The sequence below is a fragment of the Bacteroidia bacterium genome, from assembly GCA_041391665.1.
Lineage (GTDB): Bacteria > Bacteroidota > Bacteroidia > J057 > J057 > JAGQVA01.
Genome location: JAWKNO010000002.1, coordinates 2,349,827 through 2,366,680, shown reverse-complemented (window position 1 = coordinate 2,366,680; position 16,854 = coordinate 2,349,827). Strand labels below are relative to the sequence as shown.

The 16,854-nt window shown below is 45.1% G+C and carries 14 protein-coding genes; 3 read left to right on the top strand and 11 right to left on the bottom strand.

Annotated features, from left to right (window positions below):
• Positions 1-7: 7 nt before the first annotated feature.
• From R3D00_21035 to R3D00_21010, 6 genes are all read right to left on the bottom strand, one after another.
• Complete coding sequence (locus tag R3D00_21035) at positions 8-4,123, bottom strand: T9SS type A sorting domain-containing protein (protein ID MEZ4775679.1); 4,116 nt, start codon at positions 4,121-4,123, stop codon at positions 8-10.
• 315 nt (positions 4,124-4,438) lie between these two features.
• On the bottom strand, positions 4,439-6,088 hold the full coding sequence (locus R3D00_21030) for a T9SS type A sorting domain-containing protein (protein ID MEZ4775678.1): 1,650 nt from the start codon (positions 6,086-6,088) through the stop codon (positions 4,439-4,441).
• A 79-nt stretch (positions 6,089-6,167) separates the two neighbouring features.
• A complete protein-coding gene (locus R3D00_21025; protein MEZ4775677.1) occupies positions 6,168-6,524 on the bottom strand; it encodes a DUF5615 family PIN-like protein in 357 nt (118 codons plus the stop codon).
• 9 nt (positions 6,525-6,533) lie between these two features.
• On the bottom strand, positions 6,534-6,764 hold the full coding sequence (locus R3D00_21020) for a DUF433 domain-containing protein (GenBank protein ID MEZ4775676.1): 231 nt from the start codon (positions 6,762-6,764) through the stop codon (positions 6,534-6,536).
• Between the two features lie 61 nt (positions 6,765-6,825).
• Complete coding sequence (locus R3D00_21015; protein ID MEZ4775675.1) at positions 6,826-8,475, bottom strand: T9SS type A sorting domain-containing protein; 1,650 nt, start codon at positions 8,473-8,475, stop codon at positions 6,826-6,828.
• Positions 8,476-8,551: 76 nt separating this feature from the next.
• Positions 8,552-10,198 (bottom strand): T9SS type A sorting domain-containing protein, encoded by a 1,647-nt coding sequence (locus R3D00_21010; protein ID MEZ4775674.1) that lies wholly within the window; start codon positions 10,196-10,198, stop codon positions 8,552-8,554.
• A 161-nt stretch (positions 10,199-10,359) separates the two neighbouring features.
• Between R3D00_21010 and R3D00_21005 the strand changes: the two genes are divergently transcribed.
• Positions 10,360-11,205 (top strand): hypothetical protein, encoded by an 846-nt coding sequence (locus R3D00_21005; protein MEZ4775673.1) that lies wholly within the window; start codon positions 10,360-10,362, stop codon positions 11,203-11,205.
• On the opposite strand, the gene R3D00_21000 is transcribed toward R3D00_21005, so the two are convergent.
• The 5 genes from R3D00_21000 to R3D00_20980 form a co-directional block, all read right to left on the bottom strand.
• On the bottom strand, positions 11,167-11,400 hold the full coding sequence (locus R3D00_21000; GenBank protein ID MEZ4775672.1) for a hypothetical protein: 234 nt from the start codon (positions 11,398-11,400) through the stop codon (positions 11,167-11,169). The two genes, R3D00_21005 and R3D00_21000, sit on opposite strands and share 39 nt — an antisense overlap.
• Positions 11,401-11,709: 309 nt before the next feature.
• The gene (locus R3D00_20995) at positions 11,710-11,862 is read right to left on the bottom strand and encodes a hypothetical protein (protein MEZ4775671.1); all 153 of its coding nucleotides are present in this window, start codon (positions 11,860-11,862) and stop codon (positions 11,710-11,712) included.
• Positions 11,863-11,903: 41 nt separating this feature from the next.
• Positions 11,904-12,335: a YbjN domain-containing protein gene (locus tag R3D00_20990; GenBank protein ID MEZ4775670.1), complete on the bottom strand. Its 432-nt coding sequence runs from the start codon at positions 12,333-12,335 to the stop codon at positions 11,904-11,906.
• A 21-nt stretch (positions 12,336-12,356) separates the two neighbouring features.
• Positions 12,357-12,788, bottom strand: coding sequence for a response regulator (locus R3D00_20985; GenBank protein ID MEZ4775669.1), 432 nt, complete (start codon positions 12,786-12,788; stop codon positions 12,357-12,359).
• A gap of 614 nt (positions 12,789-13,402) precedes the next feature.
• The gene (locus R3D00_20980; protein MEZ4775668.1) at positions 13,403-14,185 is read right to left on the bottom strand and encodes a hypothetical protein; all 783 of its coding nucleotides are present in this window, start codon (positions 14,183-14,185) and stop codon (positions 13,403-13,405) included.
• Positions 14,186-14,304: 119 nt separating this feature from the next.
• On the opposite strand from R3D00_20980, the gene R3D00_20975 reads away from it, so the two are divergent.
• Both R3D00_20975 and R3D00_20970 read left to right on the top strand, forming a co-directional pair.
• Positions 14,305-15,321: an isoaspartyl peptidase/L-asparaginase gene (locus R3D00_20975; GenBank protein ID MEZ4775667.1), complete on the top strand. Its 1,017-nt coding sequence runs from the start codon at positions 14,305-14,307 to the stop codon at positions 15,319-15,321.
• On the top strand, positions 15,272-16,846 hold the full coding sequence (locus R3D00_20970) for an NAD(P)H-hydrate dehydratase (protein MEZ4775666.1): 1,575 nt from the start codon (positions 15,272-15,274) through the stop codon (positions 16,844-16,846). Before R3D00_20975 ends, R3D00_20970 begins: the two co-directional genes overlap by 50 nt.
• Positions 16,847-16,854 lie beyond the last annotated feature (8 nt).

Genomic DNA, 16,854 nt, shown 5'->3' with positions numbered 1-16,854 from the left:
TAATATCCTACCTGTAAACCACCATTTTTATCACTTTAGAATGTTTTGCTGTGAAATAGTGTACAACGTAAACACCTGAACTCAGATGACGAACGTTGTAGGTTAGGGAATAATTCCCTTCGGATATTAGCTTTGGGTGCAAAATATCGGCGACTTTTCGCCCCTGAAGATCGCGAATTTCTATTTGCGCAATTCCTGCCTCTGGCAAAGAAAAGTCTATACGGATCTGATCTGTTACCGGGTTAGGATAAAGGGCAATTTCTGGCTCAGGCTGCAATTTAGGGGCCTCTGTTTGAGCTAAAGCAGGATTAGCCTTTCGCGACTGTGTGCCTCCATTTTCGCATTGTTGCATTTGATTCAGAAACTCAGCTATTGAAACCGTCTCATCATAAAGGGCTTTTTCTGCACTCAGTTTACATTCCCACTCTTCGATATGAGCCAAATCATCACCTGTGGCAATTTCCAGTAGATCATTAAAATCACTTAGTGCCTGTGTTCGGTAGCCCAGGGTAAAATAAAATGTGCCTCTGTCCTTTTGGTACCGCATTTGATCCTCAGGTGTGGGATCGCCTTGCAGGAAACTACTCATATAATCCTCTATTTCTGCGCTTAGGTCATCGAAAACTACCTGAGTACCGGCTGCCATTAATACTTCGTTATTAGCACAAGCAGATGCAAACGCCCGTTTTAAATTCTGATAAGCTAAATCGAGTAAATATTGTTCTTCCACATTGATTTCCTCATATTCAAAGTTTAAAATCTGAAGAAACCGCCAGGCTGCTTCCAGATCACTCCCTTCACCATTGTAAACGCGCATTTCCTGCATGGCATCTCTGATAGCCTCGTCGAGGCTTACGGTTACAGAATAACCATCAGGCCCAAAAGCAGGCTCTACGGTGAGATTGATTTCTTCGCAATCTTCGCAATTATAAAGCGGATCATCCGTGTAAGATTCGCATGTGGGGCAGGGGATTGTTCCGCAATATAACTTTTCGGGATCCGGATCAATATAGAGAATAGGATCATTATTGATGTTGGTTACCTGATAATCAGACCCATAGACGGGAGTAGTGCCATTGGTACTTGCGTTATTCCATCGGTTTTTTTCAGAGTAAACAGAGGTAATACTAAGTCGTTGACTTCCGTTGAGGGTTCGTTTGGTAGTTGTGCCTGGTGTAGGGGCAAAATTGTTATATCCTCTCGCTACCCGCACAATACCCGCCCGGTTCAATCTTATGGTGTATTCATTGTTAGCCGCATTTACCCAGGTATAATCTGTCCCTGTCGCACCACCGGAAAGATCCAAATTTGCATCATTGAGAAGGTGAAAGCCATTTTCAGTATTATGCCCCACGGAGCCACACCTCAATCGCAGGGTACTGTTTCCGTTCATATAAATGCCTTGCTCATTTCCAGAAACGAAGGAACTGTCAACCATAAGATCTCCCACACCAAAATGTCGGATACCTATTGCGGAACCATCCTGAAAATATCCATTCAGAATTTCGCCGGGTAAATGAGTTACATCCGCTTTCCAACCCGTATCGTTTTCATCCATTGTCACATCTTCTAAAATAGCATTTCCGCGAATGGTGTAAATAGCCAGCGTATTATCTGTAAAAACGGAATTGCGAATCTTCAGCCTTTCTCCTCCGGATATCAACGCCTGCCAACTGGTAATACCCGGATTCCCATCGGAAACGTTGACGTTTTCAATAACATGTTGTCGCGGGCCTAGAATAAAGATTCCCTTGTGTTTGTCCGGAGGGGTTTTGGAAACTATATTGAGATCAGTGAGATATAGTGTTTTATTAGCAGGTAAGGGTGGAATAACAATTCTTGCATTTTCCCCCATCTCAATTTTCCCCTTTCGCATACCGAAATTAAACACACCCAGTTCCGGGAAAAACTCAGTTCCTTCATCAATTTGCAGAATAAGGTCACTGTTTCCATTTCCCTGCAAATTGATTACACATAAAGTATCTTCCAGAAAAACATTTCCAGCCATTAACCCGGTTGCCTGATTCATTCCCAAACGAATAAATCCTTTAAAATTCAGCCCATACACCATATTAAATATGGCAGATTCTGCTAATGTCCAGTTCCCCTGAATATTCAGACACGAGTTATCTCCCAGTAACCGAAGATCGGAATTCCCTTCAAACCGGAATGACCCTCCGGTTTTGATAATTACCTCTCCGTGATTTTTCACATCGAGATAAGAAGGTTTTCGCATAATCAGACTCGCAGTCGAATCCACAATGATTTTTGCACCTTCCTCCAGAATAACAACTGAATTGGTTTTTAGTTCCATCAGGCTGTGATCCCGGATATGCAGGGTAGCATTTTTTCCAAGAAAAAGCTTGGCGTTTGATCCTTCGAGGGTGAATGAGCTATGATTCTGCACAGTCATTGTTGCTCCTGAATCCAGTTTCATCAAGGCCCCTGGTTGCAGACTGAGGGAGGAAGGATTTACCAGTGTCTGAGTAACAGGATTTATATAGAGGCGATCCGGAGTGCCACTGAGATCCAGCAATAAATTTTTTCCTTTAGCAACAAGGAGGGTATCTCCACTGAGACTGGGAAGAATAAACTCCCCACACCAGCGTTTATCTTCGTTGATCTCATACTTATCAAATTTTATATCCAGCAGGTAAGCCCCGGTAGTTGAGTTGTAAGATACAACCTCCACCTGAATCCCATTGAGTTGAAAGGGTTCATTTTTTTGGGTGGAAGTTGAATATTTAGGAAAATTTTTTACCGGTACAATCCCTGATAGCCCGATTTTATCGCCCACGTCAAAAGCCATACGGGTATCACCGGTATGGGCATAAGTAGCAGTAGCGATCCCACTATTTTTTTCCCGCCATACTACTTCTCTTTCGTTTAATTCAATTCCCCCCGAATTTGTTACTACGCTGATACGAATACTATCGTCTCCGTCCCAGTCGCCTGTAATGCTCTGCAAAAAATGACTCCCGGAAAAGGGATTGGGTCGAGCCAGCATGCTATCAGTATCAAACAAAGGAAAACAACCGGTAGCACCAAACACCGTAGCGCAGGGATCATTGGTTGGGTACATATCGTAATTTCCCCCGGCGTGATATACCATCATTCCATTGGCCCAGTTTGCATCATGTAATCCGCCCGGTGTTGTATGATTATTCATTCCCGAGTAGGTGGTGTACATGTAGATACCAGGTGCAACATCAGGTTGTGGCGAGGTATTGTAAAAGGGTTTATAATCCCAAACGCCCGTCTTCTGATGATTTTCTATCCACAACATCTGTCCGCCGGAGTTGGGAATCGGTATTTGAATGGCACGGGTTAAATTTGTATCTGTAGCAGAAAAATCATACAAAAGCACCTGCCGGTTGGTATATACTGAGTCAGGTTTTGACCAGCCGAGATACCAACGTTCCCACGCATTGGCAGTAAAAAACACTGGCCAGAGCCGGGACATCATGCCCCAGCCGTAGTATTGATTGAGTTTGTTTCCTACCACATAGGCATTGGCTCCCATGTAATGCGGACAGGAATAAAGACTATGGGCAAACTCATGGGTAAAATAATCGTAGTTATTTTCGACACTGGGTGTACATCGGCTACCAAAATGGCCGTAATTTGAGACGATCTTATAATTTGTCCCCGGTATTTTTAAAACTGGGGTATTAAAAACGGCTCCGCTCAGCCCTGTTACGCTCCCGCCTTCCCGGTGCATAAAAACGATATAGTCAATCACACTATCCGGAGTCGGAGATGTGCTATTATCGTAAGCAAAGTCAGGGCCGTTGGCTCGCTGGTCAAAAGCCCCCCAGTCAAAAGTGGGATCGTGCGTAGCAATCCATTCGATAGCGCGGGCATTCATGTATGCTGCCCGTGCTTTCCCGTCTGTATCGTTGGTCAGCATTAAAGTATCATAAGGGAGTCCGGTAATGGGATGGTATAAAGTATCATATACCGTATCCCCCGCAGCCACATAGTCCACGGGCACCTGCTGCGGATAGACTTTGGCTGTCAGCTTAAACTTCCCATCCGACATCAGGTAATAAAACTGGCTCAGATTTTTCACCTGCCCCGCTGCCATGAGGGTATTGGGGTCTTCGTTGAAGAGGTCATTCATACCGGGGATTCCATATTTGCTTCTAACCATTTCTGGAAGGGAATCGTTGTCAGGCCATGTGCCCCATCCCGATCCCGGTTGAGGTTTATTCCCTGAATTATATCTAATAAAGATGACCAAAATATTCAAGTTCCCCTTAGGCGTATGACTTGCTCCAAAATAGGAATTTTTCAACCCATTAGTGGGAATGGTCGGAATCGTATCTCCGGAAAAACATCCGTAATCCTGAGATTGTAAATAATGTGGTAAGAGGAGGATAAAAATCAGAATACAAGCAAGGTAAATGTGTATCCTATGGTTCATCTAATAATTGTTTTATCTCTTAATCATTTTTTTTACTACAGATCTCCTCCCTTGCCCAATCTGTAACAGGTAAAACCCTGCGGAAAGTACAGGTATAGGGACGTGGAGGGGAAAAATAGTATCCTCCATAAGCATCTGCGTTTTCCAGATTTCTCTGCCAGAAAGATCGTACAATGAGAGTTCCAGCACCCCTTGTAAGAAATCTCCCCAGAGGAAGAGATGATCTTCAAAAGGATTAGGATATACCGCCCACTCTGCGGGAGGCTTGGGAAGCAGAGGGAGGCTGTCGCGGTGGAGTTGGGCGACAAAAACATCCATATAAGCAGGGAAGACATTGATTACAAGTGTAGAGTCAAAAAAAAGCCCGTTGTAATTGTACCCACCGGCAAGGGTAACGTCGCCTTTTGTATTACCTCTAACTCTCAAAGGTGAAAAATATGATGTGCTGGCTACTCTACGAACCCAAACCAAATTTCCTGTTGTATCATACCGGGCAATCAGCAATTGTTCAACACGTGGAGAAGTGAACGTGCTATCCCCGATGGTGATGGTGTGGGAGAATGATCCTGTCAGATATAGCTGCCCCCGGTTGTAGCAGATAGACTGATTATTTAATAAGCCATTTACTGGTTTTTTCACCCATTGTACTCGTCCTTCTGAGGAATATTTTGCCAGATATATTGCTCGACCTTCCATGAAAGTAAGGGTATCAAAAATGGCACTATCTCCCATTTCCCCAAACAAATACACATTTTCCGCTTCATCCACTGCCATATCATAGATTTGGGCTTTTGTAAAAAGTTCAGACCATTGATAGGTGCCTTCTTTATTCCATCTCATCAAAAAGTTATGAGAGGATTTTGAAGATGTTAATACATTGTTTTCGATTACAAGAGAATCTCCAAAAAAGCCATATAAATAAATCCCATAATTATCAGAACTTATATTATGTATATGAGGACTAAAGTTTTGTGAAACTTCCATTTTTTTTGCACGAACAATTTTCAGATCAGAATCATACTTAACCCAAAAAAGTTTATAACTATCATTTTTGCCCATTAATGAAAAACTATTCACAAGAAATAGGGAATCCGAATAAAACCAACCAGCAATATGGATATCACCGGAAGAATCCAGATGAAGTGTTTCGACCCGGTCCAAGGATCGGCCACCCACTAGACTAATAGCTAATATCTCCCCCTGTGGATTTAGCTTAAGGATAAAAATATCTGTGTAAAATTGCCTCGATCTTCCGGCATCCCGGGATTGAAGAAGATGATGATCTACCGCAAAGGTGTCGGCAAATATCCCGGTTATATACAGATTTTGGTCTTTGTCCAGCGCCAGCGCTTTTCCCTCGTCTATTCCTCTTCCACCCCAGGCTTTAGCCCACTGCAACACCCCCACGGAGTCATACTTCGCCAGAAAAATATCGGAAGTATCGGGGCTGGCGGCGGGAAAACAGAGGGTATCGAAGCAGATAAAATCCTTAAAAGAGCCGGTGACATACACACTTCCGTCTTCGGCCACGGCGAGGTCGGCGAGGTCGTCATCCTGCCAGCCGCCCATACTCCGCGCCCACTCAAACTGGGGCGGCGGTATTTGTGCGACCACCGCGAGGCGCAGGCATAAGAAAGCAACGATCAGGAGGGGTGTTTTCATAACAGAAATTAGGCAGAATATTGGAGATTGGCAAGTTTTTGGGGGAAGGGTCTAAAAAATCAGAGTAGATGAAATTAAATCACTTCATCATTTTACGGATTCGGATTTTATCAGTACTGATGACTGAAAATGAGTCCCAAAACTGTTCTTTGTGCCGGTCTATGACTTCTGCCACATATTTGCCTTTCTGGCTGCTTTCCCATCCGCTCAACCGAATAAGCATTACCCCATGATTTACCATTTTTAGCCGATAGACTAATTCTCCAAAATCTTTATCCTCTGTAATCAGGATGGCATTCTCTTGATTCGCCATTTTCAAGACTTCAATATCATCAATGCCTGGAGATAGTTCTTTAATGTCTAATACCGTAAATCCTTTTTGCCTAAGTAAGGCTACCATAATCCCATCGGTGTTTTCATCCGCCAAAAATTTCATGAGGAGGAATTAGGAAGCGAGGGGCAGGATAATTTCATTACGGACAGATTCGGCAGCGAACGCAAAACAGGCAAAAATTGCCTTTTCCGAGATATGGGGATAGGCTTTTAATAATTGGGGAATAGATTCGCCCAAAGACAATTTTTCAAGGATTAATTCTACCGGAATGCGCGTACCTTTGATTACCGGTTTCCCAAACATTATTTTAGGGTTTGACTCTATATAATCCTGCCAGTTCATTTCGCTCTTTTCTTTAAGACGAATTTAGTTAAAAATCTGATAAAATTCAATCGCAAAAGGATTAGACCCTCACCATCTTCTTCACGATTTCCCGTCCCCCCTGCCCAAGTCGTAGCAAATAAAACCCACCCGGCAAAACTGGCACGGATACTCGTAGAGGAAAAATAGTATCCTCCACCAGCATCTGCGTTTTCCAGACTTCTCTGCCGGAGAGATCGTACAATGAGAGTTCCAACGCCCCTTGTATGAAGTCTCCCCAGAGGAAGACATGATCCTCAAAAGGATTGGGATATACTGTCCACTCTGCGGGAGGCTGGGGTAGTGGAGACAGGCTGTCGCGGTGGAGTTGGGCAACAAAGACATCCATATAAGCAGGGAAGACATTGAGTACGAGTGTAGAGTCAAAAAAAAGTCCATTGTAATTGTACCCACCGGCAAGGGTAACGTCGCCTTTTGTATTTCCTTGAATCTGAATAAGCCGATGATCGGAAATGTTTTTTATCGCCCGAACCCAAACCAGATTTCCTGTTGTATCATACCGGGCAATCAGCAATTGCTCTTCACGGGGGGAGGTGAAAGTACTATCCCCGATGGTGATGGTGTGGGAGAATGATCCTGCCAGGTATAACTGCCCCCGGTTGTAGAAGAGGGAAGGGTTATTAAAGAAGCCATTAACCGGTTTTTTCACCCATTGGACTCGTCCTTCTGAAGAATATTTGGCCAGATATTTGGCTCGCCCCAGATTTACGATAAGTGTATCGAATAAAACACTATCTCTCATGCTTCCTGTGAAATAGATATTCCCTCTTTCATCAAGGGTCATATCCCAAATATCTGTTCCGTTAAACAGTTCCGACCATTGATACTCCCCGTTGGCATCCAGTTTCAGTAAAAAGTGATGGGAGGAAAGTCCGAGGGAAAGCATGTTGCCCTGAACAATCATGGTATCCCCAAAATAACCGGTGAGAAAAAGTTCGCCCTGCCGATTGGGTTCTATTTCCTTTATTGCCCTTGCTCCCGAACCCGGAAACACGCACTCAGTAAGGTATTGAGGATGAAATACAGAATCTAATCGGGCAATAAAAAACTGACCCGGGCCATTCGTTTTGAGGAATAATTCGTCACTAAAAATAAGACTGTCCGAGTTTGTGATCCCGGCTATGTATAAATTATCTCTTCTATCTGTAGAAATTTGGTATAACCAGGAAATGGCTTGTCCGTTAGGATGAAAAATAGCTAGAATACTACCTTGAGGAGAAATTTTTGCAATAAAAAAGTCTAAGGGGTTATAAAAAGATTTTTTGGGATTATTCGCTTGCAAGAAGACTCCCCCTACATCTATTTTCCCCGAAAACCCCGCCCCGAGAAACACATTTCCCTGGCTGTCGAGTGCGAGGGCTTTGCCTTGATCCACTCCGCCTCCGCCCAATACCTTTGCCCACTGCAACACCCCCACCGAGTCGTACTTAGCCAGAAAAATATCGGAAGTATCGGGGCTGGCAGCGGGAAAACAGAGGGTGTCGAAGCAGATAAAATCCGTAAAAGAGCCGGTGACATACACACTTCCGTCTTCGGCCACGGCGAGGTCGGCGAGGTCGTCATCCTGCCAGCCGCCCATACTCCGCGCCCACTCAAACTGTGGCGGCGGTATCTGCGCGACCACCGCGAGGTGCAGGCACAGAAAAGTAACGCTCAGGAGGGGTGTTTTCATAACAGAAATTAGGCAGAATATTGGAGAGTGGCAAGTTTATTTCGGAAATAGTATAAAAAATCCGGGCTTCGGTCTGCTAAGTCCTCACCATCTTCTTCACGATTTCCTGTCCCCCCTGCCCAAGCCGCAGCAAATAAAACCCATCCGGCAGCACTGGCACGGATAGACGGATAGGAAAAATAGTATCCTCAATCAACATCTGCGTCTTCCAGATTTCCCGACCGGACAAGTCAAATAAGCTTATATCTAGCGGCCCCAGCACAAAATCACCCCAAAGGAAGACATGACCCTCAAAAGGATTGGGATATACCGTCCACTCTGCGGGAGGTTGAGGAAGTGGTGGGAGACTGTCGCGGTGGAGTTGGGCGATAAATAATTCATTTCGCCCAGGTGCAAGATTCTGAACAATAAGCGAATCAAAAGAGGTTGAGCTATAATTGAACCATCCGCCAATTACTACATCTCCATTTTTATTGCCGTTAATACTGGAAATTCTATCAATTGAACTGCTTCCTGTTGCCTTCACCCAAATGCAAGTACCCAAAGTGTCATAACGTGCAATTAATATATCCGTTTGCCCTTGTGAAAAGAATATTTTGGAATTAATTATTATTTTATCACGGAAGGCTGTAGCCAGATACACTTGCCCTCTGTTATAAAAAGTGTGGGTGTAACCAAACCCTTCCTGAAAAACATTTTTCCCCCAAACAATTTTACCCTCTTCATTAAATGATAAAATAAAATTTCCTTTTTCTAAAATCAGCTCCGAATCGAATGATTCTGTATTTGATAAATATCCTGTCACATAAGTGTGTCCTCGTTCATCAATACTCACACCGTAAAGTTCTTCTGGAATTATTTTTGCCCAACGAAATTTTCCATTCCCTTCAAACTTGGCCAGAAACCGTCCCAGGGATCTCGATTGCAAAAAAGTATGCCCCCCGATAATCATTGAATCACTAAACCTTCCGGAAAGATAAATATCGCCGTTATTCCCTGACTGTAACTCCCGAATTTCACTGAAGGAGCTATTGGGTAATGTAATTTCTGAGACGAATATCGGACTAAAGTCACCTTCAAATCCTGCTATAAAAAACCGATCTGTATTAGTTTGTGGCAAAAAAAAAGTTTTACTAAAAATCAGACTGTCAGAAGAAGATTTTCCTGCGATGTAAAGTCGCCCTTCTTCAGAAATAGTTATTTCTTCAATTAAAGCTATTACATTTTTTCCAAGTGGATGTAAAAATGACAAGAAATCTCCGGAATAGGAAATTTTAATTATGATAAAGTCTCTGGGCGAAAAATCATTAGGTGTTTGATTATTTGCAATTACAGAACCTCCCCCCAAATCTATTTTCCCCGAAAACCCCGCCCCCAGAAACACATTTCCCTGGCTATCGAGTGCGAGGGTTTTGCCTTGATCCACTCCGCCTCCGCCCAATACTTTTGCCCACTGCAACACCCCCACCGAGTCGTACTTAGCCAGAAAAATATCGGAAGTATCGGGGCTGGCAGCGGGAAAACAGAGGGTGTCGAAGCAGATAAAATCCGTAAAAGAGCCGGTGACATACACACTTCCGTCTTCGGCCACGACGAGGTCGGCGAGGTTGTCGTCCTGCCAGCCGCCCATACTTCGCGCCCACTCAAACTGCGGCGGCAGTATCTGCGCGATCCCTGCGAGGTGCAGGCACAGAAAAGTAAGGATCAGGAGGGGTGTTTTCATAACAGAAATTAGGCAACGGTATTGCGATTTGCAAGAAATCAATCCAGATATTATTTATCTTTTTATCATAAAAACGAATAAAGAATAAAAAATACTTGCACGCAAAAAAAAAATGAGTTACTTTATTCCATATCGCAACTATTCATTAATCATTTTATTCTATGAACCAGAAAATTCAATTCGCGGTGCTATCATTAGGGTTAATAGCACTTGCAGGCTGCACGTCTGATTTGAGGCAGGAGCCTTACTCTTTGGAAGCTTCTTCAGAGCATGAATCGGCACTATTTGCCTTTCCGGAACTAACCAAAGACACCTACGTGGGAAATATTCGTATTCCGGATGATACCAGGGTTATTCCTTCCGAAGATGGAAGTTCAGTGACGTTTGAGCTTCCTGAAAATGTATTTTGGGTTTATGAAAATGAGGAAGGAGAAATCGTTCAGACCGATGCCATAACATACACCTGTACCTGCTCAGGTAGCGGCGGATGTGATGTGTTCAACCTGAAGAATACCTTTGGATGCTTACATGGCACTTGTATAGGGAGTTGCACGGGTGAATTTGAAAAACCCGGAGAGCCTAGTACCACGCGACTGGCTCCAGGAGGTTTGGGAACATTCATGAATGAAGATGCAGGGATCCATTGGGTAGATCAGCATACAGATGTGAGTTCGCTTATGCCCTATTCTCCCGTTGTAATGGCAAAGGCCGGGATAAAAGAAAAGTGGGATAGTTTCCGCACCAGATTGGAAATGGATTATGCCTTTCACGACAAACTGACCGGTAGCACAAGCAAATATGAACCCACCCGTATCGTAGCAGTCAATATTATGGGCACATTAGGAGGATTTGAAGTCAGAGAATCGTTTTATCAGGGGTTATTAAAAAAGGGAATTGCGCTCCGGGAAGTCTCCTGCCTCTGTAAAAGCGGAAGTGGCTGCGTATTGGAGGCATGCGAATTTTCCCCCTCACACCCACACGGCAAAAATCGTCTTCCCCCGGTGTAAAATCTCCTCCTGCCGCCCGCTTTTTTCTTTCTGCCCTTCAAAAATCACCAGAAACCCACTGTCGAGCTCCTGCCGGTCGAGGTCGTCCTGCCAGCCGCCCATACTCCACGCCCACTTAAACTGCGGCGGTGGTATCTGCGCGGCCACCGCGAGGTGCAAGCACAGAAACGTAACGATCAGGAGGGGTGTTTTCATAACAGAAATTAGGCAGCGGTATTGCGATTTGCAAGAAATCAATCCATTTGTGTGGTTCGTGGCTGACTCTTTCTGGCAAAATTGAAGATAACCATAAGGGGCAAGAAGGATTCACGAAGGGCACTCATAGGTTTGAATGAACTTGCCCTGCTATTGGTGGAAATTCGTGTCATTTGTGGCTGATATTCCATTCCAAAAATCCCTTTTCCCCAATTACTGTATAATTTCGTTATAAAAAGTAATACCCTCAGTAAATTATCCGGGGATAACCAACTGAGGGTAGTACTAGAGTTAATTAACTGTGCTTTACTAAATGAGTCGGTAAGTAACAAATACAGAAACTTCGCTGCTGAGTTTTTCGCCCAACCACCGGATTTTGTCTGCATACAGTTTCCGTGGCTCCAACGGTCGATCAAGCGTGGTGATCGGCACAAAAACGCGGTAAATTGCATTCGTTGGCAAAACACAGTTGTTTGTCGGCAAAACAGGTATTTGAGCGAATCTCAAAAACCCATTTTTTCCATATAGGGAAATTTTTGCTGAAGGATATCGTCGTAATGATCTGCGTAGTTGGCTACCCGAAGCAGCATAGCACCCGCTTCATTGGAGTCCATGCCGTCCACCTCGCGGATGGTACGCATATACACTACATCATTATACAGGGTAAACGCTGCTCCATACAGCAGGTGGTTGATCGAAAGTAATTCTCTCGAAAGTGATTCTGAACCAGATTTGGGAAACTTCATGACCGGAGAAATGACACTAAAATAAGCGCGTTTTTCCTGTTCGACATACCAGAGATCCAGCATGATTCTCGCAGAGCCTTTGACCATATTCCAGGAACCCGGACTTTCTCCCCGACAGGTAGTTGGATCAACTCCGAGATCGCGAATGGCTTTTTCAACGATGGCGTAATGATAAGTTAAATCCTCCATAAATGTATGTGGTTATAGGTATTACAGGGGGTATTGATTGTATTCCAGCCAGTAGGTCATCGTCATTTCCATCAGTTCATCAAACTCTTCAAGATCGACAGGTTTACTGATAAAACTATTGGCGCCATAGAGGTAGCTGTTGCGAATATCTCCGGCATCACTGGAGGTGGTAAACACGATCACGGGTATCATTTGGGTATCGGGATTTTTCCTGATTCTTTCAAGAACCTCCAACCCATCTACTTTGGGTAATCGTAAATCCATAATAATAAGGATCGGGTAAGGTTTGTTTCCCGATTTCCTTTCTGGCCCAAATAAATACTCCAATGCCTCTTCTCCATCTCTGGCTACATCTATCTGGTATGGAATGCCCAGTTTTCGAAATGCCAGGAGTGCCAGTTTTTCATCTGCCAGATTGTCTTCTACCAGTAGGACCGGCTTTGCCTGATTCATAATATCCTATTTTTAACCTAAAATGCTGTAACCCTTCCAAAACGTGTCTAAAATACGGAAAATTTCAACGCTATAAAAAATACAAAAAAAAAACCGCCCTTCAAATATGAAGGAGCGGTCCAAACCCAAACAAACACCATGAAAAAACTTATTAGGGTGTATTTCCGGCTTGCGCCAGGGGTTGAATGTACTAAGGTAAATTAGAAATTGAATTGACCCGATTTCTGAAATACGTTACGGTGGTGCTATTCCGGAGATTCGGAAACTCATCCAGCAAATCTTTTACTTCCTGTTCAGAAAGTTGTCTGCTTACACCCGTAGTGTTATTTCTTATGTACCAGGTCGGTCCCGTTTTTCGGATATAGTACATACAATTTTGATTAGTTACACTTTAAAAGATCGTTTGTTTATTCTGTTATGTCTTTGTAAAAGCAAATAGTTTGCCGGAATACCCAACCTCTGCCATAAATAACATGAACGGTCATTCTACTGGTCTCAATGGTGTGATTCCTGCCTTTAACATGCGCTTATTGATGTTCACCGGAACGGGAAGTTTCTGTATAAAAAATTTTCGCTGGTAAATTATTGTCCTAAAAGAAGGTTTTTGAAGACAACTATCGCCCGATGTCCGGTAATTGATACATCTTCTGGAATTTGGCATACTGATCTTCGGGTACCTGTACCAGTAATGGCGACTCGGCTGCATCTATCCAGTGCAAAATTTCCAGCATCAGCGGTTTTGCCATTGCCGTACATCCCGCCGTTCCGTCGTCATTGATTTGTGCTACATGAAGAAATATACAGGATCCTCCGCCCGCCGCAGGAGAAGGACTGTTGTGTTCGACAAACATTCCCCATTCGTACAAATCATCTTTTCTGAGCATGTGATCTGTGCTGTTCCAGTCCGCCCTGGCCGTTCCTTCATCCAATATTTGATTGTAATGGGCAGATTTCCCATCCTCTATACACATAGTCAATGCTGTCACAGGGTGATATTCGGTTTTTATCCAGTTTACCGCTGATTTTGACGCATAACCAAACGCTGTTCCCAAAGTGAATATACCTGCGGGGGACTTTAAATCGCCTTCCCGTTTGACCGGGCCTTCGTATTTTGTAAAATCTTTGACTCCTTTTCCCCAGCCCATTCCTTTTTTCCCGACAACAACCTCGATGGCTGGTGTTACTTCCTGCCACTGACCCTCTTTCCACGCAAATCTCCGGAGCGTACCCGGTACCGCGTCCCAGTCTTTCGTCGTTACTATCAACAATTGCCGGTGCCCGGGTGCCTGTACTTGCGGTGTTTCGGTTGTCGTCGTCTCCATAGAGCCGGAGGCAGTCGGTTGGGAGGCGCATCCTGTAAAAATGAGCAAAACAAGAAAAAAGTAATTTCGGAGCATGTCGGGGGTTTTATCTTCGAATATACAGCTAATTTATGCAAATATTAACCAGAATTGCAGTTTCTGCATATAATCGGTAGTTTTCGCAAAGGTAGTTTTTCTATAAATGGTTGAACACTATGAAAATATTTCGTCTGATGATGATAAACTTTATGGTTACCGCCTGCATGCCCGCACAGGTACCTCGGCCTGATTATGTTATGGTCATTCATGGCGGTGCCGGTGCCATCAAACAAAGCGAAATGTCTCCGGAAAATGAGGCATTATATCGCACCGGACTACAGGATGCACTGGACGCCGGGGCAGCGGTTCTCGCAAATGACGGTACTGCCGAAGACGCTGTCGAGGCGGCTATCAGGACAATGGAAGACAACCCCATGTTTAATGCAGGCAAAGGCGCTGTTTTTACCAATCTTGAAACGGTCGAACTGGACGCTTCATTTATGAGCGGAAAAACCCGAAATGCAGGATCCGTTGCCGGAGTAAAAACGGTGAGGCATCCCATATCTGGTGCACGGCTGGTCATGGATTCCTCCGTTCACGTCATGTTGGCTGGGGAAGGTGCAGATATCTATGCAAAAGAAATGGGGCTCGAGATCGTGGATAACACTTTCTTCCACACCGAAAAAAGACTGAAACAACTCCGCGCCATGGTATCACCCGAACAAGTGCAGCCCGGCGATAAAACCGAGCCATTAATAAAAAAGCATGGAACCGTGGGCTGTGTGGCTTTAGACAAAGCCGGCAATCTGGCCGCAGGTACTTCCACCGGAGGAATGATGAACAAAAGATATGGCAGGGTAGGGGATGCGCCCATTATCGGAGCGGGTACCTATGCCAACAACGCAACCTGCGCCGTTTCCTGTACCGGCCACGGAGAATATTTTATCCGCAATGTCATTGCCTATGACGTGTCGGCGCTGATGGAATATGGCGGTAAAACCCTGCCAGAGGCAGCGGATTATGTCATTCATGACAAACTCGCCCAGCTGGGCGGTACCGGCGGCCTGATCGCCGTTGACAAAGAAGGCAATATTGCCATGCCTTTCAACACCGACGGGATGTTTCGCGGTTTTGTCAAAGCCAATGGCGAAACAAACATTGAAATCTACGGCAAAACTACTGCCGGTAAATAATAAACCCATGTACCTTGCTGACTCTGCGCAAATACGCACTGCTGATAAAATACAAATCGAAGAACGTAAGTTTCCGGGTATCCTGCTCATGGAGCAGGCCGGGAAGCTCGCCGCTGAAGCCATACTCTCCCGCTTTGCCGCTGAATCGAGATTTCTTGTCCTGGCCGGCCCCGGAAACAATGGGGGAGATGGACTGGTAATCGCCCGGTATCTGCATCTTGCGGGAAAAGAAACAGAGATTTTGTATTCTCACGATCCCTCCCGATATACGGGTGATGCTGGGATCAATGAGGAGATCATCAGCCGGTTTCCCATCAGCCGCAAAGTGTATGGCTCCGTTGCTCCCGAATATCTGAGAGAAATTCTCCTTCAGCGCCCGGTCGTGATTGACGCGCTGCTGGGCACTGGGGTAGAGTCGGTACTGCGCGGGCCTGTGGCTGAGATGATTGAAGTTGTGCGGGAAATGAAACCGCTTGTAGTGGCCATTGACCTGCCCAGCGGACTGGATGCGGGTACCGGTGCTGTCAGGAATCAGGTGCCTGAAGCAGTAGTAACCCTAACCTTTCAACTTCCCAAAATCTGCCACTATATTACCCCCGCCGCCAATGCCTGCGGTGAAGTTGTTGTGCTGGATATTGGTATTTGGCCGGAAGTCGTGGAATCACTCAATATCAGACGAATCGTACTGGATGAAACATTTTTTCGCAGTCAGTACCGGGCAAGGAAAAATGACGGACATAAAGGTACGTTTGGCCATATGCTGGTAGTCGGAGGTAGCAGAAATATGGCCGGTGCCGTTGCCCTTACAGCTTTGGCTGGTGTACATTCAGGAGCCGGACTTTGCACGGTATTTACCCCCGACAGTTGCCGGCAAACGGTACTCTCTGCTGTTCCCGAAGCCATGTGTATCGGGGCGGGAGAACCCGGAAGGTCGCGGTTGATGGAGCGGGATGCAGATGTTTTTCGGGAGATTCTGGCCGGAAAATCGGTCGTGGTTCTGGGACCTGGTATGGGACAGGATATTGAAACCCAGGCTTTTCTGGCGGCGATTTTACCCATGATTGAGGTACCCGTGGTTGTAGATGCCGACGCGCTGAATTTTCTGGCGATTCGCACAGATTTGTGGAACTATTTACCCGAAAAAGCCATTCTTACCCCTCATCCCGGGGAAATGCAGCGACTTATCCGCAGAGACGATGTCAGTGAGCAAAGACTGGAAGTAGCGGAAGAACTGACTGTCAAAAGAAAAGTGATTACGCTCCTGAAAGGGGCCGGGTCCATTATTGCAACGCCAGAAGGGATCACCTACGTAAACACCTCCGGAAATTCGGGAATGGCTACAGGTGGCTCGGGAGATGTGTTGTCGGGCATCATTGGCAGTCTGTGTGCCCAGGGTTATTCACCTTCGATAGCGACTGCACTGGGCGTTTATCTCCATGGAAAGGCAGGCGATGCGGCTGCCAGAGAATATGGACAGGAAGGCGTGACGGCCAACAGGATTGCTGCCGCTTTTTCTTTTCTGTAAAGGGCAAA